This window comes from Pseudoalteromonas sp. AOP7-A1-14 (assembly GCF_052376275.1).
Classification (GTDB): Bacteria; Pseudomonadota; Gammaproteobacteria; order Enterobacterales; family Alteromonadaceae; genus Pseudoalteromonas.
Genome location: NZ_JBQSVO010000004.1, coordinates 48,590 through 73,607 on the forward strand (window position 1 = coordinate 48,590; position 25,018 = coordinate 73,607).

The window sequence follows — 25,018 nt, forward strand, 5'->3', positions numbered from 1 at the left end:
AAGCAATTTTGAGTAATCAATTAAAAACCTTAGAGCTTTATTTAGAACCCTCCGACCATAAACGCCTTTCTTCTTTATGTGGTCCATTTAACGAAAATATCAAACAAATTGAACGCCGACTTGGTGTAGAAATAGCCCATCGTGATAACTTTTTTAAAGTAACAGGTCAATTGCATAGCGCGGCAGCATCGGTAGAAATAATAAAAAGCTTATATGTTGATACTCAGCCACTACGTGGTGAAATTGGTGAAATAGAACCCGATGCCGTTCATCTCGCTATTAGCGAATGCAATGCACTTGAGCAAGATATGCCACAAAGCGCCTACGGCAAAGAAATGGTTATTAAAACCCGCCGTGGTGTTATTAAGCCACGTAATGATAACCAAGGTTTGTACGTTGCCAATATTTTAAATCATGATATTACCTTTGGTATTGGCCCTGCAGGCACAGGTAAAACCTACCTTGCGGTAGCCGCTGCGGTTGATGCGCTAGAACGCCAAGAGGTTCGCCGTATATTACTAACCCGCCCAGCGGTTGAAGCCGGTGAAAAGCTGGGGTTTTTACCTGGCGATTTAAGCCAAAAAGTCGACCCTTATCTTCGCCCGCTTTACGATGCATTATTTGAAATGCTCGGCTTTGAAAAAGTCGAAAAACTAATTGAAAAAAATATCATCGAAGTTGCCCCACTTGCTTACATGCGTGGCCGTACACTTAATGACGCATTTATTATTTTAGACGAAAGCCAAAACACCACTGCTGAGCAAATGAAAATGTTCTTAACGCGGATTGGTTTTAACTCAAAAGCAGTGATCACCGGCGATATAACCCAGGTTGATTTACCTCGTGGCGCGCGCTCAGGACTTCGCCATGCAATTGAAGTACTTGATGGCATTGACGAAATAAGCTTTAACTTTTTTCAATCGCACGATGTGGTTCGCCACCCTATAGTTGCACGTATTGTCGAAGCGTATGAACATAATGACGAGGTTGCACGCTTAAAACGCGCAGAAAAACATCGCCAAAAAGAAGCTCAACAAACGGCACTGACCAACAATCAGCAAGAAGGTAAATAGTGACCACAGACCTTGATTTACAACTCGCATGTGAGTTTGACAACTTACCTAACTTTGCACAATTTGAAGTCTGGGTAAATAAAGCTCTAAATAAATACCGCGAAGAGTCTGAATTAACAATAGTTATTAGCGACGAGGCACAAAGCCAACAACTTAATAATGACTACCGAGGTAAAAACAAACCCACTAACGTGTTGTCATTTGAATTTGAAGCGCCACCAGGTATAGAAATACCATTGGTAGGTGATTTAATTATCTGCCCAGCCATTGTTTTGGCTGAGTCAATTGAGCAAGAAAAGTCATTTCATGACCATTTTGCCCACATGGTGATCCATGGATGCTTGCATTTACTTGGATTTGACCATATAAAGGACGAAGACGCATTCGAAATGGAAAGCATAGAAAAGCAATTACTTGCTGAACTAAATATAGCTGACCCATATCGGGACGATATTTAAATTAACGGAGCAGATAGACGCAATGAGCGACGATAACTCGCAGAGTAGCCAGGGTTCTTCTGGCAAAACCTGGTTGGGTAAAATTACCCAAATGTTGCAAGGTGAACCCCAAAGCAAAAAAGATCTGGTTGAAGTAATTGCCGATGCGCAAGAGCGGGATTTAATCGACCCTGATACCAAAGAGATGATTGAAGGTGTGCTTGGGGTTTCTGAGCTTAAAGTGCGCGACATTATGATCCCGCGCTCACAGATGATCACATTAGAGGTCGATGCCCCACTAGAAGAAATAATTCCCATGATGGTGGACTCAACACACTCTCGTTTTCCAGTAGTCTGTGAAGATAAAGACCATGTTGAGGGAATTTTACTTGCTAAAGATTTAATTCCATTAATCTTAAATAAAGATGACCAATTGCCATCACTGCGTGACTACTTACGCCCCGCAATGGTCGTGCCTGAAAGTAAGCGTGTAGATACACTACTTAATGAGTTTCGCCAACAACGTTATCATATGGCGATTGTAATTGACGAATACGGTGGTGTATCAGGCCTTGTTACTATAGAAGATATTTTAGAAATTATCGTTGGCGAAATCGAAGATGAGCACGATGAAAACGAAGATCAACACGATATTCGTCAGCTTTCAAAACATGTCTTTGTAGTACAAGCACTCACCCCTGTAGATGATTTTAACGAGTTCTTTAAAACCGGCTTTAACACCCAAGATGCAGACACCATAGGCGGTATTGTTTTACATGCATTTGGTCACATGCCAGGCCGTGGTGAGCTCATTAATATAGATGCTTTGCAGTTTAAAGTAACTAACTCAGACAACCGTCGTATCTTACAACTACAAATAACTATTCCAAAGACTGAAGACAACAACATTGAAGAAACTGCTAACTAATCTCACTTTATTAGCAAAAGATAAAAAAGCGTGGCTCGCATTTATTGCGGGCCTTGTTTTAACTTTTAGCTACTCCCCTTTTAATATTTGGCCAATTGTCTTCTTAAGCCTTACTTGCCTAATATACTGTATTAATCCAACTCAAACTGGTAAAACGTTTAGTAAAAAAAGCACCAAGTACGGCTTTCTTTTCGGCCTTGGTTGGTTTGGTGCAGGCATTAGCTGGGTGCATGTTTCTATTGCAACTTTTGGTGGCATGCCACTTATAGCCTCAATTACTTTAATGGTTTTACTGTGCGCTTATTTAGCTATTTACCCGGCACTGGCCTGCGCGTTTGCAACACGCTTTGCGAGTAGTCCAAACACCTTTGGTTTACTGTTATTAAGCGGTTTCGCGGTTACTGAGTATTTGCGTGGTGTAGTGCTAACAGGCTTTCCTTGGTTAAGCTTTGGCTATACGCAAACCGACAGCCCTTTAAATATATTTGCCCCCATTATCGGTGAATTTGGCTTAATCCTTGTATGCATCGCGCTTGCCTTTAGTGCCTATCAACTGCTCTTTGCACGCGCTATTAAAGCGCTTGTCGCTACAACTATATTACTGTGCATCGTTGGTTTTATTGGCCATAACAATAAAGCGACACAATACAGCGATAAAACTATTTCAACCTTGTTAGTGCAAGGTAATATCAAACAGCACCTACGTTTTGATCCCAGTGAATTCTGGAGTACGATGAGCAAGTATCAAGACATGACTCGCCCACATTGGAATGCTGATCTCATTGTCTGGCCAGAAGCCGCTGTGCCTGAAATGGAAGCCCTTGCTGGTAGTTACTTATCAGGCCTTGATAACGCCGCATCATTTAACGATACCGCACTTATTACCGGCATTGTTGATTACCAGCGCGACACTCGCGCTATCTTTAATACCTTAATAGTGCTTGGCAATAAAGAGCGCGGCGATGAGCACGGCCACTACCAGTATTTAGGCAAAAATCGTTACCGAAAGCACCAGCTGTTACCCATTGGGGAGTTTGTACCGTTTGAAGACTTATTGCGCCCCATCGCACCACTATTTGACTTACCCATGTCGTCGTTCAGCCGTGGTGATAAAGTCCAAAATAACCTACGCGCTAATGGCCTAAATATTCTGCCCGCTATTTGCTACGAAATAGCCTTTGCCGATTTAGTCCGTGGCAATTACCACAGCGAATCTGACATTTTATTTACCGTCAGCAACGATGCTTGGTTTGGCGACTCACATGGACCCCACCAGCACATGCAAATAGCCCGCATGCGCGCCCTAGAATTACAACGTCCACTCATTCGTGCCACCAACAACGGCATCAGCGGTGTATATGATCCAATCAGCCAAATCCAAACCAGCATGCCGCAGTTTGAAGCCGATACCCTTAAAGTGAACGTAAAGCTCATTCAAGGCGATAGTATTTACAGTCAATATGGCAGCTTACCAGTATGGATATTTGTAGTATTGGTGGGAGTGATTGGCTTGGTTATGAGGTTCAAAGTTAAAGAAGAATAGCTTTAGAAGTTTGCTCGTTTGGAGTCTCTTATAAAAATAACCGCTCTATTATTATTATCTTTCGATACCACAAAAAATACCGCAGGATCGATTGAAGCCTAACGAAGGGTTAATTTTAATTATTGGCTAAAAGCAGCCGAAATAGCTGCTATGCAAGGCGAAAATTATTATTTATTAGTATCATCAAAAGGCGCGCAAGTAGCAAAAAGCGGTGTAAAATAAGTAACCTCTCTGGTGTGGATGTTGACTATTTTTAATTAAGTGAGCTGTTTGATGTTTAATTTTAAAACGTTTCTCTAAAATAGCTTTACGGTTGCAAGCCTTCTTTGTCTTAAAGTAAATTATTTTTTGTGTAAAAATAAAGCCAGTAAATACTGGCTTTATTTAATGCTATTGTACCTAACTATTTACCAAACTCTTTCGGAGCTGGGGGTACAACTAATGGTTTTTTAGGGTTCGCTTTGAGCTCTTTTAATAACTCCTCAACAGCACGTTCAATAGACGGGTCTTCGCCTGCTTGAATTAGCTCTGGGCGATCGATGACTTTAATGTCTGGGCTAACCCCTTCGTTTTCGATTATCCAATTACCGTCGTTGTCGAGTATTCTAAAGGTTGCAGCAATAACTGAACCACCGTCAACAAGACTAGGATTACCTGAGATACCAATTAAGCCACCCCACGTTCGCGTACCAATCAATTTACCAAGCCCCGCTTGACGAAAGTAATACGGCAGTGCATCGCCGCCAGAACTTGAATAACCATTTATTAGCATGGCTTTTGGACCATCATGAGCAAACTGCGGTGTTTTAGTTGGCTCAACACCGCGACGCTTCCAATAATTAAGTGGTTTGCGCGCAAGCCAAGTGATCATATGCTCTGGAATAAAGCCACCGCCGTTATAACGATCGTCTATGATCATGGCTTCTTTAGTCGTTTGCGGTAAAAAGTTTTTAAATAACGAACGATTTCCTTCATAGTGTGTATTGGGTAAGTGTACGTAACCGATGCGGCCATCTGAGAGTTTATCTACGTAATCAGCACGCGATTGCGCCCATTGCAGGTAACGTAAACCGGTTTCACTAGCTGTTGGTTTAACGGTTACTTTCCAACTTTTTTTCAAACTGGGTGATTTACTCAGTAATAACTCCACGGGCTTACCTTGGGTGTTCTCTAGTAATTCATAAAAGTTAACCACGTCTTTTACTGAGCGGCCATTCACTTCAATAATATAATCACCTACACTTGCATTAACACCGGTTTCATTAAGTGGTGACCGGAAGTTCTCGTGCCAATTTTCGCCTTTAAAAATAGTCTCTATTTTTACAAAACCGGATTTATGGGCACTAATTTCAACGCCTAACAAGCCATGCTTTAACCGTTTTGCTGTTGGCATGTCACCTGAGTTTACATAAATATGCCCAGAGTTAATTTCACCTGCAATCTCACTCAAAACATAATCAAGATCAGCGCGATGTACCACAGCATCAGCCATCGGTTGATAACGCGCTAAAATCGCATCCCAATCTTGACCGTGATGATTTTCATCGTAAAACCAGTCACGTAAGGTTCGCCAACCCTCTCGATAAATTTGTGCCCACTCAGTTTGCGGATCAATTTTTAATACCATATCTTGCAGGTTGAGTTGCGTTTCTTTTAAGTCTTGCTTTGCCTCTGGCTTAATTACGCTATAGTTATCGCCTACTCGCGCAATGATATGTTCGCCATTTGCTGAAGCTTTATAATTATCAATCCCTTGTGCAACTATCGTCACTTCACTATCGACACTATCAGGTATTAATTTAAGTTCCCCTTTAGATAAAGTTAATACCCCGCCTTTAACACCCGTTAATGCTTCATAATTTCCAGCAGGGGTATTTAGTGCAACAACACGCTCCATGAAACCATCACTTTGTATGTGATTGCTTGGTACTTTAGCTGATTTTTTATCGCCTTTAGTATCTGACCCTACAATAGTTATTTCATCAGTAAGAGGACTATTTAACGGTTTAATTTTACTATTTACCGCAACAGAATAAAGCCGAGTTGCGTTGTTAAACATGTAGTCAAACTCATAACTACTAAACGTTAAGTTAAAATCACGCTCAGAGGTAAAGTACAGATATTGTCCATCGGGTGAGAATGCCGGATTTTTTTCACTGCTCATATTATCGGTTAAACGAATAACACGCTCGTCATCCAAATTATAGAGCCATAACGAGGCATAGCGATTTTCATTATTTTTAACAAAAACAATATCGTCACTATTAGGAGACCAAATATAAGTGGTCAAGCCATCTTCATCATACTTACTGGTATCTATTTTATGTTGCTTGCCCGTTTTGATATCAAACCACCATAATGTATGATTTTGATCTGCAAACAATAATTTTTTATTGTCAGGTGACCAAACGGGGTCAAAGCGCCAAATACTGCCATTACTGGTCAGTTGTTTCACTTTATTATTATTCGCTCTATCTTGAATATAAATTTCGTACTCACCACTTTCATCGCTCATATAAGCAACATAGCGACCGTTTGGTGACCAAGAAGCCGCAATTTCACGCCCCTTTGAAGTATGACTTAAATTACGTGTAGGACCGTTTTTCACCGGCACAGAAAATAAGTCGCCACGGGCGCTAAATACCACCCGGTTACCATCATGAGAGACGTCCATTGAGTCAATAAAACCAGCCACATTTTTGCTGTAAGGCATGGTATATTCACGGCTTCCTTGTACATTGATCGTCAGCTTTTCTTCACGCTGTGTTGCGTCGTCAAAGCGGTACAAATACCCACCACTTTCATAGACTATGGCATCGGGTCCTGCTGACGGCCAAAGAATGTCAAAATCGGTGTGGTTTGTAACTTTTATTGGCGCTTTGCCTTCTTGGTGCTTATATAGGTTCAGCGTATATTCTCTATCTGACACATAATAAATATTATCGTTAACCCAAGTCGGTTGCTGCTCGGTAGCTCTGTTAGTAGTAAGTTGTTTAGATTTATTATTTTCTAAATCATAAATCCATACATCTTGCGCTCGCCCGCCACGCGTGCGTTTCCAAGTACGAAACTCACGATCAATCGGTGTATAAACATAGTGCTTACCATCTGGCGATAGCATACCGCCGCCGGTTTCAGGGATGGGTAATGGTTGCTCTAACCCCCCTTCTGCGGGGACCATATAGGGCCTACCAACACGCTTTCCATACGGTGTGCGATTTGCTCTAAATACAATGTTTTTACCGTCAGGTGTCCAATCAAGAACACGGTAATCATAACCACCGCGTGGGGGCATAACTCCTACATCATTATAATAAGTAAGCTGTTTAAGTTCACTGCCGTCACGATTTATGACATAAACTTGTCTGCTGCCATTATATTGAGCTGAAAAAGCAATTTTTTTGCCATCGGGTGAAAATTTAGGAAAAGTCTCAAACCCCTCATGATCAGTCAGACGCGTACTATTACCTGTTTTTGTATTTGCGATGTAAATATCGCCGGCATAGACAAAAGTGACAAATTCTTTATAGATATCAGGGAAGCGTAATAGTCGCGTATCTTGTGTTTCGTAGGCTACTGCCATTGGGGAAGTTACAGGTGCAACTGTAACAGCTATTACAGTTAATAAAGTGCGTAGTTTCAACGTTACCGTCCTTACTAGCTCAAGTGATGAGCATATTGTTATTTTATATCATAATAACAATATAAGAAGGAATTGCAGCTTTGTGCGACAAATTACTGTAACAAAGTGTAAATACGATTAGTTAGCTAATTCAGGTTCAAAAAGCATCCATTTCAGTAAAAAAGCCCTTGCTGAGGGCCATAAAACAATAACATAAGCCCGCTCCAAGCACTCACAACCTTATTATGACTCTATTTTGAGTAGCTCTACTTCAAAAATAAGTAATGACGCGGCAGGTATGCTACCAACGCGTTTTTCGCCATATGCTAATTGATGCGGGACATACAGTGTATATTTATCACCTTCGCTCATTAACTGCAGACCTTCAGTCCAGCCTTTAATCACTTGATGTAGCCCAAAGCTAATTGGACTGTTTCGCTCTACTGAGCTGTCAAATACACTGCCATCAAGCAAGGTGCCATGATAATGCACTTTAACCATACTGGTAGGATTGGGTTTAGTGTCGTTGCCACTTTGTTGCTCGATTTTATATTGCAAACCAGAGGCGGTTTCATGTACCCCTTCGACCTTGCTATTCGCGATTAAAAAATCGGCCTCAATTTGTGCATTAGCTACAGCTTGTTGTTTTACTTTTTTACTATTTTGATAAATCAAAAAACAAAATATGGCGATAATTATCACCAAAATAATATTAACCATCTTATTCTTTCTCTTCTTCTTTGTCGTCGCCTTCGCCGTTTACTATATCGGCGATATTACTTAAACGCGCTAAGGCAATGCCATTAACTGAATCTTCTGGATAACAGCCATCTGAAAGCTCGCCTGCGTCACTATCCATTAATAAGCTAAGTGCTTGATCAACGGTTTCAACAGCAAATATATTAAATCGCTTTTGCTCAACGGCGGCTAAAATCTCATCATCCAGCACTAAGTTCACTTGATTTGATTTTGGAATAATCACCCCTTGGGAACCCGTTAAACCGCGCATTTTACAAAGCTTAAAAAAGCCTTCAATTTTTTCGTTTACGCCACCAATAGCTTGTACATCACCATGTTGGTTAATAGAGCCAGTAAGCGCTATAGATTGGCTAATTGGTAAACTAGTAATAGCAGAAATAAGCGCACACAACTCTGCAAGCGAAGCGCTATCGCCGTCAATATAACCATAGCTTTGCTCTATGGCGATATTAGCACTTAGGGTTAAACTAAATTGCTGGGCATACTTATTTCCCAAGTAACCCGTGAGCAACATCACGCCTTTAGAGTGAATAGCTTTACCCAGTTCTGCTTCACGTTCGACATCAATTACGCCATCGGCGCCTGCATAAACGGTGGCAGTAATACGCGCGGGCGTACCAAATGAGGTATCACCGATGTGTAATACCGTTAAGCCATTTACTTTACCTACGGCGTGACCATCAGTGGCAATGAGCGTGTGGCCTTCTTTAATGTCACTGAGCATATTTTCGCTAATTTGCCCAGTACGATATTGCTTGCCGACAATCGCTTCATCAATATGGTGGTCGTCAATAATGCTCAAGTTATCTTGCTTGGCATAAAAACTTGCTTCAGCCACCAGCTCTAATACATCAGCAAAACGAGCCGAAAGCTTATTATGGTGCTCGGCTTGTCGGTAGCTAAATTTAAGTAGTCGAGCCATGCCCGCTTCGGTAATGGTGCATTTTAACGTTTGCTGGCAATACTCGGCGACTTTGGTAATAAACTGATATTGTAATTTATCGCTGCTTGGCAGGTAATAATCAAAGTCAGCTAAGACTCTAAATAGCTCAGCAAACTCTTCATCGTATTCACCAATAGTGTAATAAAGCTCTCGCGAACCCAATAGAATAATTTTTACATCCAGCGGTATTAACTGCGGGCGCAAGGTAAAGCTACTGCCTACTGCGCTGTCTTGATACGGTAAATCGTTTTTAATTTGATGAGTTTTAAGTGATAATTTTAAGCCATCCCACACTTGGGGGTTCGCCATTACCTTTTCAGCATCCATAATTAGATAACCGCCGTTGGCACGGTGCAATGCACCGGGCTGAATTGAGCGATAACTGGTGATGAGCGAGCCTTGCGAAGTGGCGTATTCAATTTTACCAAAAATATTGCCAAAGGTTGGATTAGGCTCATACACCACAGGCGCAGCGTCACCTTCTTTAAACTCAACAAGTATATTAGGTGCAAAAAAATCAGTAAGCATGCCTTTACGATCAAAGTCTTCTTTGTTTTCTTCGCTTACATCGTCATCATCAAGCCACTCAAGTACAGCGTCGATAATTTCAACTCGAATATCTTTTAAATAACGCAGCACACCAATATGCGCGGCATATTTATGCTCAAGGGCTTTTAGTAATGGTTTAGTGGCAAGCTCTGCGGTCGACTTCTTCAAGTTACGTAACTTTTCAGATGATTCGCGTTTCCAACGAGGTAGCTCAATTAACGCTTCGATTAAAGTATCTTCTAGTTTTTCGATTACTTGATAAAACTGTTCGCGTAAATCATCATCAAGAGTCGCAAATTCACTGTCGCTCAGCTGTCTGCCATCAATCAGTGGCGCAAAACCTACTACATTTTTTTCTTCAATAAGGGCAACACTTTGCTCAAGAGCTGCCACTTCCACGGCAGTAATCGCACTGTCGTATAAATCGTTAAACTCGCGATCGATAGACTTTTTCTTGCGCTGGTAAGCTGGGTTATCAAACGCTGCCGGAAAGGTATCAAGCACTTCATCAATAAATGAGTCTATGTCGTCTGCTAGTTGCTTGCTTTGTCCTGCTTGCATAAACAGCGCAATTGGTTCGCGGTGGTCATCGTAATTATTAACGTATAACCATTCGTTAGGCGTCGGCCTACCTTTACTGTGATCGGTCAACTTATCTTTAACCAAGGTAAAACGCCCATGAGCTGCTTCGCCCATAACATAAACGTTATAACCTGGTAGTTCCATCCCTAGCGAAAAATCAAGGGCACTTTGTGCGCGCTGCTGGCCAATAAAAGTTAGCTCTTCTGGGTATGGATTTTTCATGCAGGTAGCTACATGGTTTGCAGAGATTTCAGGTGCCAATGCAGACACAGATAAAGGGATCAGTTTATTCGTCATTCCTAACTTCTTATTATACCAACCAATGGTGGTGAGTGTGTAACAAGGCCGAGTAGCTCGACCTTGGATTAAATTTAAGGTTGCAATGCCTTACGGCTGAAGTAAATACCGCCACAATTACTACACGGGGTTATTTCTGTGGCATGGTAAATATCATAACTATGGTGGCAATTCTTACATACTAACGTGCCCATGGCTATCCATTCACCTTGATGATAGACACCATTGTGCTTAAAATCTTGGCTTAACGCTTGCCATTCGAGCTGAGTTTTGTCTTCAATGTGCGAAAGTTCAAACCATAAAGACTCTTTAAGTTCTTGCCAAGCAAGCGAATCATAGTGTTTATCGTTTTCTTGGATGTGGTCAAGATCGCGCTTTAAATACTCACGATATAAATTTACTTTATCTTGGCCTAATTGTTTAAGTGCTTGCTCAGATTCAACAAACTTATCCATTGCATCTTTTAGTTCATGATCTTTTACATCTTTAAGCCATGCACTTAAATCAGTTAACCATGTTTTATAATCTGCCATTGTTTACTCCTTTTAAACTGCGTTAAATCAGTGTTCAGCTTAAACAAGTATAGGTTAACCTGCACTGAAAACACATTTCCCTGTGAATTTAATAAAAGCCCTTATTTGTCGCTGTGATTAACAGGTATTTTGAGTTATCCTATTCGGCAATTTTTTATTAGTTTGCAAGAAGTCTGGAACCGTAGATGCAAGAGCAATATAACCCGCAAGATATAGAGTCAAAAGTACAAGCTTACTGGGATGAAAACCAAGTATTTAAAGTCACTGAAGATGAGAGCAAAGAAAAGTATTACTGCCTTTCAATGTTTCCATACCCAAGTGGTCGACTACACATGGGTCATGTTCGTAACTACACAATTGGTGATGTAGTATCTCGCTTTCAGCGCTTGCAAGGTAAAAACGTAATGCAACCTATGGGTTGGGATGCGTTTGGGTTACCAGCAGAGAACGCCGCTATTAAAAACCATACTGCGCCTGCAAAATGGACCTACGAAAACATTGATTACATGCGTACCCAGCTTAAGCAATTAGGTTTTGGCTATGATTGGGATCGTGAAATTGCCACCTGTCATCCTGAATATTATAAATGGGAGCAATGGTTTTTCACTAAGTTGTATGAAAAAGGCCTAGTGTACAAAAAAATGTCAACGGTTAACTGGGATCCTGTTGACCAAACAGTACTTGCCAACGAGCAAGTTATTGACGGACGCGGCTGGCGCTCTGGTGCGATCGTAGAACAAAAAGAAATCCCACAGTGGTTTATTAAAATCACCGACTACGCACAAGAACTACTTGACGATTTAGACAAGCTAGAAGACTGGCCTGAGCAAGTTAAAACTATGCAGCGTAACTGGATTGGTCGCTCTGAAGGCTTAGACATCGAGTTTAAACGTGCAGACAGCGACGAAACTTTTAGCGTCTACACCACTCGCCCAGATACTTTTATGGGTGTGACGTATGTTGCTGTTGCAGGCGGACACCCTATCGCCCAAGAAGCGGCAAAAAATAGCGACGCAGTCGCACGATTTGTTGATGAGTGTAAAAATACTAAAATCGCCGAAGCTGACATGGCTACCATGGAGAAAAAAGGGATCGCCACCGGCTTTTACGCGATTCATCCATTAACCGGCGAGCAAGTGCCTATTTGGGTTGCTAACTTTGTACTGATGCATTATGGCTCAGGCGCAGTTATGGCCGTACCTGGTCACGACCAACGTGACTACGAATTTGCAAGCACTTATGGCCTTGACATAAAGCAAGTTATTGCAGCGCCTACCGGTAGTGATGAAACGGTTGATTTAGACAACCAAGCATTCACTGAAAAAGGCGTATTAGTAAACTCAGGTGAATTTGATGGCCTTGAATTTGACGCTGCTTTTAATGCTATTGCCGATAAACTTGAAGCACTTGGCGTAGGTGAGCGTAAGGTAAACTTCCGTCTACGTGACTGGGGTGTTAGCCGCCAGCGTTATTGGGGATCACCAATCCCAATGCTTAGCGACGAAGAAGGTAACGAGCTTGCGGCTACTGAAGATATGCTACCGGTTCGTTTACCAGAAGATGTGGTAATGAACGGTGTTACATCGCCGATAAAAGCCGATGAAAACTGGGCTAAAACCACCATGAACGGCGCACCAGCATTTCATGAAACAGACACCTTTGACACCTTTATGGAGTCATCGTGGTATTACGCGCGTTACTGTAGCCCTCGTTTTGATGAAGGCATGTTAGAGCCTGGCGCGGCAAATTATTGGTTACCAGTAAATCAATATATTGGTGGTATTGAACACGCCATTTTACACTTATTATATTCACGTTTTTTCCATAAGTTACTACGTGATTTTGGCTTGGTTAATTCAGATGAACCATTCGAGCGTTTACTTTGCCAAGGCATGGTACTTGCTGAAACTTTCTATCGTAAAGATGAAAAAGGCGGTGATGTATGGATTTCACCAAGCGATGTTGAAACCGAAACCGACGACAAAGGCCGTGTAACTAAAGCATGGCATAAAGATGATGGTGAATCGGTATTTTCATCAGGCATGAGTAAAATGTCTAAGTCGAAAAATAACGGCATCGACCCACAACAAGTTATTGCTCAATACGGCGCTGATACGGTACGTTTATTCATGATGTTTACCGCCCCACCAGAACAAACATTAGAATGGTCTGATTCGGGTGTTGAAGGTGCGCATAGGTTCTTAAAGCGCGTATGGAAATATGCCGTTGATGTTGAAACGGTCGGTTTTCAGGCACTCGATTTAAGCGCCTTAAATAACGAGCAAAAAGTGCTGCGCCGTGAGCTACACAAAGCGATTGCAAAAGTGACTGATGACGTTGAACGTCGTCAAACCTTTAATACCGCGATTGCTGCCATTATGGAGCTTTCAAATAAGTTACTTAAAGCGCCACTCACTGATAAGCAAGATGTTGCGATTGCTAATGAAGCACTTGAAGCGCTATTAATTATGCTTGCGCCAATTACGCCACACCTTAGCCATCAATTATGGCAAGACTTAGGTAAAGAAGGCGATATCCTTGACGCAGCATGGCCAAAAGTAGATAACGCTGCCCTTGTAGAAGATGAAAAACTTATCATCGTACAAGTAAACGGTAAACTTCGCGCCAAACTAACAGTGCCCGCAGATGCGACCAAAGAACAAGTCGAAGAACTTGCTTTTGCAGAACCTAACGTAACTAAATTCACTGATGGCAACACCATCCGTAAAGTTATTTACGTGCCGGGTAAACTACTTAATGTGGTTGCAAGCTAATATGGCAGCGTTAAATGCCATTAAAAATGGACTAGCCTTAGTGCTAGTCTGTTTAATGCTAAGCAGTTGTGGCTTTCATTTAAAAAAAGCATCCAGCTTGCCTGATGACTTAAAAACATTGACGTTGATGGGCGACGATGAACGCTCAACCTTATATGCAATGTTAGAAGATGAGTTAATCGCCAGTAAAGTAGATATACAAGCTGAGGTCGCAAAAAATGTGCCGCAGCTTTATTTACGCAAAGACAGTCTTGAGCGCCAAACACTATCACTTTTTGATAATGGTCAAGTCGCCGAATACGAGCTGGCTTATAGTGTATCCTACATTTTAAAGCGCCCTGGACATGAACCGTTAGAGCAAAGTTTTGAGCTTTATCGTAACTACCAAGACGACCCTGACAACGCACTCGCTAAAGCCAAAGAGCTTGAGTTATTACTAAACGAAATTCGCCAACAAGCGAGTCGTCGTATCATGCGCGAGCTATCACAACTGTAATGCGCTGTTATGCTAATCAACTAAAAGAACAATTAGGCAAAACCTTAGCACCGGTTTATTTGGTGTTTGGCGAGGAGCCTTTTCAGGTTGATCAGTGTGTAACACAAATTCGCCAGTCAGCAAAAGCACAAGGGTTTGATGAAGTTATTAAACTGACCTTGATGCAAGGGTTCGATTGGCAAGAATTAATCAATGAATACCAAAGTATGTCGCTATTTAGCGCCCGTACCTTGATAGAGCTTGATTTAAACTTCCAAAAACCCGGTATTCCCGGTAGCAATACGTTTAAACAAGTAGTGGAATTACTTAATCCAGATACGCTACTTATAGTTAAAGGCCAAAAAGCCAGCCAAGATATTCAGCGCAGTGCTTGGTTTAAAGCACTTGAAAAAAACGGTTTATTTGTTCCTTGCTACCCACTTACAGGCAACCATTTAAGTCGCTGGATTGACGAGCAATGCAGACGCTTAAGCTTGAATATTCAAGCCGATGCTAAACATGCTTTACTTGATGCCACAGAAGGTAATTTACTGGCCTGCTCACAAGAACTTGAAAAGCTTTCGTTACTGCATGACAAAGCATTGATCGATCAGCAAATGGTGATGCAAGGGCTACTTAATCAAGCCAAATTTGATATTTTTGATTTAAGTGAGTCATTGCTACTAGGTAACGCCCATCAAGCAATTAAAGTACTGAATAAACTAGCCGGTGATAACACCGAAGCGGTGAGTATTTTATGGACCCTAAATAAAGAAGCAAATACGCTACTGAGCCTACAGCAGGGCTTAGCAAACGGCGAAAGCTTTCATCAGTTATGTACAAAAAATGGCATCTGGAAAAATCAACAAAGTGCAGTACAACAAGCACTAAAGCGCCTCAACATTGTAAGTGTTGAGTATATTATTAGCTTATTAGCCCAGTTTGACGCCAGTTATAAGCAAGGTCAATTAGTCGCGCCTTATCAAGCGCTGGCACATATTTGTTTAGTATTTTGCCAGCCACTTGAAATTCCTTTACCTTGTTATAAGCGTGTTGATTAAATGCCAAGCCAGACTATTGCTTTATTCGGCGGCACGTTTGACCCCATTCACTTAGGCCACATTAATATGGCCAAAGAATGCTTAGCGCAGTGTAAGTTAGACACACTTTATTTTATGCCCTGCGCTATCCCTGCTCATAAAGCCGCGCCCAATACCAGCGACAGCCACCGTATAAATATGCTCAAATTAGCTCTCAAGCCTTATCCGTACTTTGGCTTAGATTTACGCGAGCTATCACGCCAAGGCCCTTCTTATTCATTGCTCAGCTTGCAAGAGCTTAGAGCTGAACATCCTGACTCAGCAATACTTTTTTTAATGGGGATGGACTCGTTTAATAGCTTAGATAAATGGTATCAATGGCAAGAAATAATTAAACTTTGCCATGTGGTGGTATATCAGCGCCCTGGGCAAACTTGTGCGCCTCAAGGTAAGTTACTTACTTATAAACAACAGGCGCAAACAACTAATAGTTACGAGCTCACTCGCGCTAAAGCGGGTAAGTTATATTTTTTACAAGGAAAACAAATTGCTGCGGCCTCAAGCACCATTCGCCGCAATTTAAAAACTGACCCACAGGAAACGGAACTTTTAAGCCCTGAAGTCAGTCAGTACATTAAAGAGCACCGGCTTTATCAAACAGATGATTAAAAACCACCTGCGTGATAAAATGACATTAATATTTATTTACTATTTGAGATAAAACTTTGGATTCAAAACAACTACTCGCCTTTGCACTTGATAAAGTTGACGATATGAAAGCTCGTGACGTGGTACAAATTGATGTGCGTGAAAAATCAGACATTACTGATTATTTACTGATCTGTTCGGGTAACTCTAGACGTCATGTTCAATCAATAGCAGACCACGTTGCAAAATCTGCCCGCCACACTGGTGAGGAACCACTAGGCTACGAAGGTCAAACTGAAGGCGAATGGGTATTAGTTGATTTAGGTGATGTGGTTGTGCATGTAATGCAAGACCAGACTCGCGACTTCTACGATCTTGAAAAACTTTGGGGTTAACCTCCTAAAGCAAAACGTAGGATAACGCTTTGAAAATACAATTGATTGCCGTTGGAACTAAAATGCCCGCGTGGGTTGAAACTGGGTTTGTTGAATACCAGCGCCGTTTTCCCAAAGATATGGCGTTAGAGCTGACTGAAATACCCGCAGGTAAACGCGGTAAAAACGCTGACATTAAGCGCATTTTGCATACCGAAGGTGAAAAAACCCTCGCCGCAATCCCCAAAGGCAATCGTATTGTAACGCTTGAAGTGACAGGTAAGCCACTAGACACCCATCAATTGGCTAAAAACATGGAAAAGTGGCAACTAGATGGTCGCGACGTGAGTTTACTGATTGGCGGCCCAGAAGGCTTAGCTCCTGAGTGTATCGCAGCTTCTGAGCAAAAATGGTCGCTATCAAATCTGACTTTACCGCATCCACTGGTACGTATTATTGTTGCCGAAAGCCTTTATCGCGGCTGGAGCTTAAACAATAACCATCCATACCACCGCGAGTAATGTATCCGTATGTTTAAACACAGACCCACTATTCGCGACCATTCGGCAGAAGCTAACTTATTTGCTAGGCGCGCGTTTGTGGGGTTTGTATTTGTGATGGCCATGGTGGCCATTTTGCTATCAAACTTGTATAGCATTCAAGTGACTGATCATAATGACTATCAAACACGCTCCAACGACAATCGTATAAAAGTTATTCCTATTGCCCCCAATCGTGGCCTCATCTACGACCGTAACGGGGTGTTACTGGCTGAAAACAAACCGGTGTATAATCTTGAAGTGATCCCTGAAGAAGTTGACGACCTTGATGCATCGCTGATCGCCATTGATAAACTGATTGATATTTCAGAGCAAAATAAAAGTGAATTTCTAAACGATATAAAACATAACCGCCGCTTTAAAAGCCAAGTACTTAAGTCTCGTTTAAACGAATTAGAAGTGGCTAAATTTTCAGTTAATCAACATAAATTTCCAGGCTTTAGTATAGAAGCGCGACTTGCTCGTTATTACCCATTTTCAGATACCCTCACCCACGCATTAGGATATGTATCAAAACTCAATAAAAAAGAGTTGGCAAAACTAGAAGCTGAAGAGCAAGGCACTAATTACCGCGCTACTCACGACATTGGTAAGCTTGGTATTGAAAAATATTACGAACAACTCTTACATGGTCAAGTAGGTTCGCAGCGCGTTGAAGTAAATAACCGTGGCCGTGTCATTCGCACCTTAAGTTTAACGCCGCCTGAGCCTGGCCACGATCTGGTACTTACCTTAGATATTGGCTTACAACAAATAGCCCAACACGCTCTTAAAGATATGCGCGGCGCCATTGTGGTAATGGACGCTAAAGACGGCGGTGTACTCGCACTTTATTCAAACCCGAGTTACGACCCTAATTTATTTGTACACGGCATTAGCAGCAAAAACTATAAAGCACTGTTAAATCCTGATCGCCCGCTAATTAATCGCACCACGCAAGGTCGCTACGCACCAGCCTCAACAGTAAAGCCACACATGGCTATTTTAGCACTCGAAGAAGGGGTCGTGAGCGAAGATACCACTATATGGGATCCGGGCTTTTTTCAAATTCAAAATGTCGACCATAAATGGCGTGACTGGAAACGTTGGGGCCATGGCCATGTAGATATCTACCGGGCGATTGAAGAGTCGTGCGATACCTACTTTTATGATGTGTCGTATCGTTTAGGGATCACTAAAATTAGTAACTTTATGGCACAGTTTGGCTACGGCGATTTCTCGGGTATAGATATTCATGAAGAAACCACCGCCATCTTGCCATCAAAAGAATGGAAAGAAGGCCGTTTTCGTGAGTCATGGTGGCGCGGAGATACTATTTCGGTAGGTATCGGCCAAGGTTATTGGACGGCAACCCCGATTCAAATTGCCAATGCTTTAAATATTATGGTCAACCGGGGGATTAACCACCCACCACATTTAGTGCAAGTAGCTAAAAAAGAAAACCAGGTAACCCAAATTAATAATGAAGAAAAACCGCCAGTGGTACTTAAAAACCCAAATCATTGGAATATCGCGCTCAATGCAATGCATAACACCGTAACAAAAGCTACAGGTACTGCGCATAAGGCCTTTACTGATGTACTTTATGACCCAGCGGGTAAAACGGGTACAGCGCAAGTGGTTAGTATTGCCCAAGGCGAGCGCTACGATGGCGATGCTTTAAAAGAACGCTACCGTGATAATGCAATTTACACCGGCTTTGCACCTTATAACGATCCGCAAATAGTGGTGTCTATAGTGGTCGAAAACACCGGTGGCGGGAGCTCTGTAGCTGCCCCCATCGCGCGTCAACTGATGGATTATTACTTTTCAGCCAACCCGATTAGTTTGGCAAAGAGAAAACAGCCATGATACCGCTTAACGATAAACGCTCAATTTGGCAGCGCCTACATTTAGACTTCCCCCTTTTTTTAGCTTTAATGCTAATGATGGCGGCCAGTTTAATCATTGTTTACAGCGCCAGCGGCCAAGATATGGCGATGATGATCCGCCACGCTACGCGTATGGCAGGTGCGATTATTGGTATGTTTGTGTTAGCACAATTTTCTCCGGCCACCTTAAAGCGCTTAGTGATCCCACTTTATTGCTTAGGCTTATTAATGTTAGTTGGCGTACTGTTATTTGGTGTAAGCTCAAAAGGCGCACAACGCTGGTTAGATTTAGGTATTACCCGCTTTCAGCCTGCTGAACTTATGAAAATAGCCGTACCCATGATGGTTGCTTGGTACATTGGCCGAAACCACTTACCCCCTCGGGCGCTACACTTAATTGTAGGTTTTGTAATTATGATGGTGCCAACGTTATTAATTAAAGAACAGCCAGATTTAGGTACCTCTATCTTAATAGCGAGCTCTGGCGTATTTGTGTTGTTTTTATCGGGTTTAAGCTGGCGTTTAATTGGTTTTTTAACTGGTATTGTCGCCCTCGCCGCCTGGCCTTTTTGGCATTACGGCATGCACGATTACCAAAAACAACGAGTACTCACCTTTTTAGACCCTGAAAGCGATCCGCTTGGCTCTGGCTATCATATTATCCAGTCAAAAATAGCCATTGGTTCTGGCGGCGTTGAAGGTAAAGGCTGGCTACAAGGGACACAATCACAACTCGAGTTTTTACCAGAGCGTCACACCGACTTTATTTTTTCTGTACTGAGTGAAGAGTTTGGATTATTCGGTGTAAGCTTACTATTAACGTTATATCTATTTATTATTGCCCGCGGTTTATACATTGCGGTTAACGCGCAAGACGCTTTTGGAAAGTTGTTAGCCGGTGCGCTTACGCTCACTTTTTTCGTTTATATTTTTGTTAATATTGGTATGGTGTCTGGCTTACTTCCTGTTGTAGGTGTGCCCTTACCGCTTATCAGTTATGGTGGTACATCCATGGTCACGCTCATGGCGGGCTTTGGTATTATTATGTCGATTGCCACCGATAAAAGGATGCTTTTAAAGTAATGCGTATATATTTTCAGGTAGTAGTATTTAGTTTAATCGTGGTTTTTTTAAGTGCGTGTAGCAGCGCACCTTCATCAAGCAGTCGCTACGCTATGGAGCACGATGCAGCCCCGCTTAGGGCCCCCACTGAACTTGAATTGCAAGATGCCATTGTTACAGAAGTGACGCAAAGTGCTAGTGCAGGCCGTCCTTATAAAGTACTTGGTAAACGCTACACTCCAATGCTTGATGAAACCGGTTATAAAGCACAAGGTATAGCCTCATGGTATGGTCGCAAGTTTCACGGTTACCACACTTCAAATGGCGAAGTGTACGATATGTTTGCCATGACCGCCGCCCATAAAACATTACCGCTACCGAGCTTTGTGCGCGTTACTAATGTTGCCAATGGCAAATCAGTAATTGTTAAAGTAAACGATCGTGGCCCTTTTCATGAAGACCGACTAATTGATTTATCCTATGCAGCCGCCTACAAGCTAGGCTATTACCACCATGGTACAGCCGAGGTTAAGCTTGAGGCAATTACCCTTGCAGATTCAAAGCCGCGCTTGAGCTATATCCAAGTGGCCGCGGGGAGTACACTGGCAAATATCAATGCCTTAGCTGCAAGACTTGCCACGCAGTATCATGTACCTACAAATATTGTTGAAAAAGACGGAATTTATCGTTTGCGCTTAGGTCCTATAAAGGACGCACAAGAAGCACAACAGGTACTTGAACAACTAAAACAAAGCCAATTTCAAAACGCGTTCTTGCTTTACACTAACTAAGCCCTTTAGAATAGGCAAATGCGAATCTTTAACCTTAACTATTAATGAGTATGATGAAATCAATTAAATCAAAAATTCTAAGTAGTGTATGCGCAATAGCGTGTTCAGCCGCCGTATTCTCAGTCACCGCGCAAATAATTCCCGCACCACCACAAGTTAATGCTAAAGGTTACTTTTTGGTCGACTTTACCACCGGTAAAGTTATTGCCGAAGGCGAGGCTGATACAAAGCTTGCGCCAGCGAGTTTAACAAAAATGATGACCAGTTATGTGATTGGTACTGAAATTGAAGCTGGCAATATTGCTGATACTGATATGGTAACGGTAAGCGAAAAAGCATGGGCTAAAAACTTCCCAGAATCATCAAAAATGTTTATCGAAGTAGGTAAGCAAATTAGTGTAGAAGATTTAAACCGCGGCATTATTATTCAATCAGGTAATGATGCCTGTGTTGCTATGGCTGAACACATTGCCGGTAGCGAAAGCGCTTTTGCAGACTTGATGAACGCCCACGCTGAAAAGCTAGGCATGAGTAACAGCCACTTTATCAATAGCCACGGCCTTGATACTGACGAGCACTTTACCACCCCACGTGACATGGCAACACTTGGCGCTGCACTTATTAGAGATGTACCGAACGAATACGCTCTTTATGCAGAAAAATCATTTACTTTTAATGGCATCAAGCAATATAACCGTAACTCATTGTTATGGGATGAAAGCATGAATGTCGACGGCATTAAAACAGGTCATACTAACGACGCAGGCTACAGTCTTGTAACTTCAGCGACTAAAGATGACATGCGCTTAGTTGCCGTTGTAATGGGCACTTCAAGCGAACGAGCACGTAAAGTAGAAAGTAAAAAATTACTTAATTACGGGTTCCGCTTTTATGAAACAACAACCCCTTATAAAGCAGGCGACAGCTTCGTAGAGCAACGCATTTGGATGGGTAACAAAGAAAATGTATCGCTGGGTATTTTAGAAGATACACCAATTACAATCCCACGTGGTCAGCGTAAAAACCTAAAAGCTAACTTTGAGCTTGACGGCACCCTGGAAGCACCCCTTGCTAAAGGCACAACTGTAGGCACCTTATTTTTACAGCTTGAAGGGGAAGATATTGCACAATATCCATTAGTTACCCTCGAAGAAGTTGAAGAAGGTAGCTTCTTTAGTAAAATTTATGATTACTTACGTTTACAAATAATGTAAAAACGTATTAAAGAATATAAGCGCCTTGCCTTGCAAGGCGTTTTTTTTTGCTTAAATAATGGTAGAATGCGCCCCATAACTAGCCCATCCGTATCCGTATACATGGGTAAATCATGTCAGTTTGCTGTTTAGGTGGTCTATCACCCCTACACACATTTTAAGTACGAGGAGTCATCGTCATGGCTACACCTGTAAAAGATACTAAATTTGATGAGTATTTAGAGTACCCATGCCCATTTACATTTAAAATAATGGGTTTAGCAAATGTAAACTTAACTGACCAAATTCTTGCCAAGTTACAACCGATTGCCCCTGGTGATTACGCACCTAAAGTAAAGCCTAGTAGCAAAGGTAACTATGAATCAATAACATTGGTAGCCACGGTAACAAGCGGCGCACATATTGAAGAAATTTATAACGTGATCAGCGCAATTGATGACGTACGTCATATGCTTTGACGCATAACGTGGAGCAAGTAGTGAGCGAAAACACCATAGTGGTACGTCAATTAGGTCGCAGGCGTTACATGCCAATCTGGCAAAAAATGCAAGACTTTACTGATACCCGTAATGACAATAGCGCCGATGAAATATGGCTGGTTGAACACGACCCCGTATTTACCCAAGGCCAAGCAGGTAAAGACGAACATTTACTCGCCCCCGGCGATATTGAAGTAATTAAAGTCGATCGCGGCGGCCAAGTGACCTACCATGGTCCTGGCCAGCAGATGATGTATGTATTGTTTAATTTACGCCGCTTAAAGATAGGTGTTCGCGAATTAGTGACGTGGCTTGAAGAGTGTATAGTAGATACCCTTAAAGAATATGACATCGACGCTTATGCTAAGCCCGATGCACCGGGTGTATACGTTAACGACAGTAAAATTGCATCACTTGGGCTACGTGTTCGCCGCGGCTGCTCATTTCATGGTTTAGCACTAAATGTAAATATGGATTTAAGCCCATTTTTACGCATCAACCCTTGCGGTTATGCCGGCATGAATATGGTGCAAACTACCGACTTAACAGGCCCAGCTAATTTAGAACAAGCAGGTGCTGGACTTGTAAAACATATGATCAAAAAGCTTAACGCAACAGATGTTAAGCATACTGAAGGGTTTGAAAACGAATGAATAAACCAGTCAAAATGGAACCTGGGGTAAAATTACGCGACGCAGAAAAAATGGCGTTGATCCCAGTAAAAGTATTACCAACAGAAAAAACCGAAATGCTACGTAAGCCAGAGTGGCTTAAAATTCGCTTACCTAAGTCAACCGAGCGAATTGATGGCATTAAACAAGCAATGCGTAAGCATGGCTTGCATTCGGTATGTGAAGAGGCTTCGTGCCCCAACCTATCTGAGTGTTTTAACCATGGTACCGCCACCTTTATGATTTTAGGTGCTATTTGTACTCGTCGCTGCCCATTTTGTGACGTAGCCCATGGTCGCCCACTTAAACCTGATGCAGCCGAGCCTGAAAAGCTCGCACTAACGATTAAAGACATGAAGCTAAGCTATGTAGTAATTACCTCCGTAGATCGTGACGATTTACGCGACGGTGGCGCACAGCACTTTGCTGATTGTATTCGAGAAATACGCAAGCACAACCCAACCATTACAATTGAAGTTTTGGTGCCCGATTTTCGTGGCCGGATGGATAAAGCGCTTGAAATTTTAATCGAAACGCCACCTGATGTATTTAACCATAATCTTGAAACAGCACCGCGTTTATATAAACTTGCACGCCCAGGGGCTGACTATAAATGGTCATTAGAATTACTGCGTCGCTTTAAAGAAGCACATCCAGAAGTTAAGACTAAATCAGGTTTAATGGTGGGTCTTGGCGAAGAAATTAATGAAATAGAAGAAGTGTTACGTGACTTACGTGAACACAACGTCGACATGCTAACAGTAGGTCAGTATTTACAGCCTTCAAAGCATCACTTACCGGTTAAGCGCTATGTGCCACCTGCCGAGTTTGATGCATTAAAAGAGTACGCTGATGAAATTGGCTTTACTCACGCAGCTTCTGGTCCGTTTGTTCGCTCAAGCTACCACGCTGACCAACAAGCGGCTGGTAAAGAAGTGAAATAAGCTCTTTTATCAGAAATTAAAAAGCCGTTAATGATTTATAGTCATTAACGGCTTTTTATTTTTAAATCAATTTACTCCTTTGAAGCGCGTAGTAGACTCTAAAACATTACTAGTAATAACATCTACCTTACCATCACCATAGAGTACTTTCGGCTCACACTTAACACCTCGATCAACCTTGAAATGCATAACAGTTAACGAACCTGGTGAGCCGTTAATAATCTCTGATACAAGTTAGTTAATTACAGGGTTACAAATGTCGATATGCGTTTAATAAAATGAATTTGGCCTTTTTAAAATAAAGTTAGGTTAAACCCGAGATACTTGAGATAATTAGTACTGACATAATTATTTAGGTTTATTATGAAACTATTAGTTCGTAACTTGTCTCGTGCTACAACTGAGCATGAACTTCGTACTTTATTTACAGAGCACGGAAAAGTAACTACCTGTAACTTGGTACTTGATAAAGAAACAGGCCAATCTAAAGGCTTTGCCTTTGTTGAAATGCCAAACGATATAGAAGTTAAAGGCGCTATTGCTGCTCTTAACCAAGCTACCGTTGATAAAAGTAAAATCCGCGTTAAATTAGCCGATGCTTAAGTAATAACTCATTACTTAAAGAATAAAACCAGCTTATGCTGGTTTTTTACTAAAAGCGGCTAATATAAAAAATTATTGTTCAACGAAAAAAATAAAACGCTGCTCGTTATTATTAACTACTTTTTTTAGATAGACTTATTGTGCAACTCTTTATATCCATTGAATTAGTGTTCTAATAGTAAGGCAGGAAAGTAACTCTCTAAAAAGTCATACTTTAATAACTCGGTATTATCTTATCGAAATTTG

General features: G+C 41.8%; 22 protein-coding genes. 18 read left to right on the forward strand and 4 right to left on the reverse strand.

All coding sequences use genetic code 11. From position 1 onward, the window contains the following. Positions 1-8: 8 nt before the first annotated feature. From ACT3RM_RS01535 to lnt, 4 genes are read left to right on the forward strand one after another with little or no spacing between them, the layout of a single operon-like run. A complete protein-coding gene (locus ACT3RM_RS01535; RefSeq protein WP_441994784.1) occupies positions 9-1,073 on the forward strand; it encodes a PhoH family protein in 1,065 nt (354 codons plus the stop codon). Next, positions 1,073-1,531 carry an rRNA maturation RNase YbeY gene (gene ybeY / locus ACT3RM_RS01540; protein ID WP_441994783.1) on the forward strand — a complete coding sequence of 153 codons (459 nt, stop codon included), beginning with the start codon at positions 1,073-1,075 and terminating at the stop codon, positions 1,529-1,531. Before ACT3RM_RS01535 ends, ybeY begins: the two co-directional genes overlap by 1 nt. A 22-nt stretch (positions 1,532-1,553) precedes the next feature. Beyond that, positions 1,554-2,438 carry a CNNM family magnesium/cobalt transport protein CorC gene (gene corC, locus ACT3RM_RS01545; protein WP_441994782.1) on the forward strand — a complete coding sequence of 295 codons (885 nt, stop codon included), beginning with the start codon at positions 1,554-1,556 and terminating at the stop codon, positions 2,436-2,438. Further along, positions 2,419-3,981, forward strand: a complete 1,563-nt coding sequence (gene lnt / locus ACT3RM_RS01550) for an apolipoprotein N-acyltransferase (protein WP_441994781.1) — start codon at positions 2,419-2,421, stop codon at positions 3,979-3,981. The genes corC and lnt overlap by 20 nt, the downstream gene beginning before the upstream one ends. Positions 3,982-4,384: 403 nt before the next feature. On the opposite strand, the gene ACT3RM_RS01555 is transcribed toward lnt, so the two are convergent. The 4 genes from ACT3RM_RS01555 to ACT3RM_RS01570 all read right to left on the reverse strand — a co-directional run bounded on the left by ACT3RM_RS01555 (position 4,385) and on the right by ACT3RM_RS01570 (position 11,266). Beyond that, complete coding sequence (locus ACT3RM_RS01555) at positions 4,385-7,624, reverse strand: S41 family peptidase (protein ID WP_441994779.1); 3,240 nt, start codon at positions 7,622-7,624, stop codon at positions 4,385-4,387. A gap of 222 nt (positions 7,625-7,846) precedes the next feature. Next, on the reverse strand, positions 7,847-8,323 hold the full coding sequence (locus ACT3RM_RS01560) for an FKBP-type peptidyl-prolyl cis-trans isomerase (RefSeq protein WP_441994777.1): 477 nt from the start codon (positions 8,321-8,323) through the stop codon (positions 7,847-7,849). Between the two features lies 1 nt (position 8,324). Next, entirely contained in the window at positions 8,325-10,658 is a 2,334-nt protein-coding gene (locus ACT3RM_RS01565; RefSeq protein ID WP_441994775.1) for a Lon protease family protein, read from the reverse strand. Between the two features lie 149 nt (positions 10,659-10,807). Continuing rightward, positions 10,808-11,266, reverse strand: coding sequence for a zinc ribbon-containing protein (locus tag ACT3RM_RS01570; RefSeq protein ID WP_441834287.1), 459 nt, complete (start codon positions 11,264-11,266; stop codon positions 10,808-10,810). A 185-nt stretch (positions 11,267-11,451) separates the two neighbouring features. Here ACT3RM_RS01570 and leuS point away from each other — a divergent pair, with 185 nt between their 5' ends. The 14 genes from leuS (at position 11,452) to ACT3RM_RS01640 (ending at position 24,772) form a co-directional block, all read left to right on the forward strand. Next, positions 11,452-14,040 carry a leucine--tRNA ligase gene (gene leuS / locus ACT3RM_RS01575; protein WP_441834288.1) on the forward strand — a complete coding sequence of 863 codons (2,589 nt, stop codon included), beginning with the start codon at positions 11,452-11,454 and terminating at the stop codon, positions 14,038-14,040. A 1-nt stretch (position 14,041) separates the two neighbouring features. Beyond that, entirely contained in the window at positions 14,042-14,536 is a 495-nt protein-coding gene (locus ACT3RM_RS01580; RefSeq protein ID WP_441834289.1) for an LPS-assembly lipoprotein LptE, read from the forward strand. After that, on the forward strand, positions 14,536-15,576 hold the full coding sequence (gene holA / locus ACT3RM_RS01585) for a DNA polymerase III subunit delta (protein ID WP_441834290.1): 1,041 nt from the start codon (positions 14,536-14,538) through the stop codon (positions 15,574-15,576). Before ACT3RM_RS01580 ends, holA begins: the two co-directional genes overlap by 1 nt. Beyond that, complete coding sequence (gene nadD / locus ACT3RM_RS01590) at positions 15,577-16,224, forward strand: nicotinate-nucleotide adenylyltransferase (protein WP_441834291.1); 648 nt, start codon at positions 15,577-15,579, stop codon at positions 16,222-16,224. It abuts the gene before it with no gap. Between the two features lie 56 nt (positions 16,225-16,280). Continuing rightward, positions 16,281-16,598, forward strand: coding sequence for a ribosome silencing factor (rsfS, locus tag ACT3RM_RS01595; RefSeq protein WP_441834292.1), 318 nt, complete (start codon positions 16,281-16,283; stop codon positions 16,596-16,598). 29 nt (positions 16,599-16,627) lie between these two features. Continuing rightward, entirely contained in the window at positions 16,628-17,098 is a 471-nt protein-coding gene (gene rlmH / locus ACT3RM_RS01600) for a 23S rRNA (pseudouridine(1915)-N(3))-methyltransferase RlmH (RefSeq protein WP_441834293.1), read from the forward strand. Positions 17,099-17,107: 9 nt separating this feature from the next. Next, a complete protein-coding gene (gene mrdA, locus ACT3RM_RS01605; protein ID WP_441834294.1) occupies positions 17,108-18,988 on the forward strand; it encodes a penicillin-binding protein 2 in 1,881 nt (626 codons plus the stop codon). Continuing rightward, positions 18,985-20,091 (forward strand): rod shape-determining protein RodA, encoded by a 1,107-nt coding sequence (rodA, locus tag ACT3RM_RS01610; protein WP_441834295.1) that lies wholly within the window; start codon positions 18,985-18,987, stop codon positions 20,089-20,091. Before mrdA ends, rodA begins: the two co-directional genes overlap by 4 nt. Next, positions 20,091-20,861 carry a septal ring lytic transglycosylase RlpA family protein gene (locus ACT3RM_RS01615; protein WP_441834296.1) on the forward strand — a complete coding sequence of 257 codons (771 nt, stop codon included), beginning with the start codon at positions 20,091-20,093 and terminating at the stop codon, positions 20,859-20,861. The genes rodA and ACT3RM_RS01615 overlap by 1 nt, the downstream gene beginning before the upstream one ends. Positions 20,862-20,914: 53 nt before the next feature. Then, positions 20,915-22,075, forward strand: a complete 1,161-nt coding sequence (locus ACT3RM_RS01620; RefSeq protein ID WP_441834297.1) for a serine hydrolase — start codon at positions 20,915-20,917, stop codon at positions 22,073-22,075. A gap of 179 nt (positions 22,076-22,254) precedes the next feature. Further along, positions 22,255-22,533, forward strand: a complete 279-nt coding sequence (ybeD, locus tag ACT3RM_RS01625; protein WP_441834298.1) for a DUF493 family protein YbeD — start codon at positions 22,255-22,257, stop codon at positions 22,531-22,533. A gap of 20 nt (positions 22,534-22,553) precedes the next feature. Further along, entirely contained in the window at positions 22,554-23,207 is a 654-nt protein-coding gene (gene lipB / locus ACT3RM_RS01630) for a lipoyl(octanoyl) transferase LipB (RefSeq protein ID WP_441834299.1), read from the forward strand. After that, positions 23,204-24,169: a lipoyl synthase gene (lipA, locus tag ACT3RM_RS01635; protein WP_441834300.1), complete on the forward strand. Its 966-nt coding sequence runs from the start codon at positions 23,204-23,206 to the stop codon at positions 24,167-24,169. The genes lipB and lipA overlap by 4 nt, the downstream gene beginning before the upstream one ends. A gap of 363 nt (positions 24,170-24,532) precedes the next feature. Then, positions 24,533-24,772 (forward strand): RNA recognition motif domain-containing protein, encoded by a 240-nt coding sequence (locus tag ACT3RM_RS01640; protein ID WP_197113617.1) that lies wholly within the window; start codon positions 24,533-24,535, stop codon positions 24,770-24,772. Positions 24,773-25,018 lie beyond the last annotated feature (246 nt).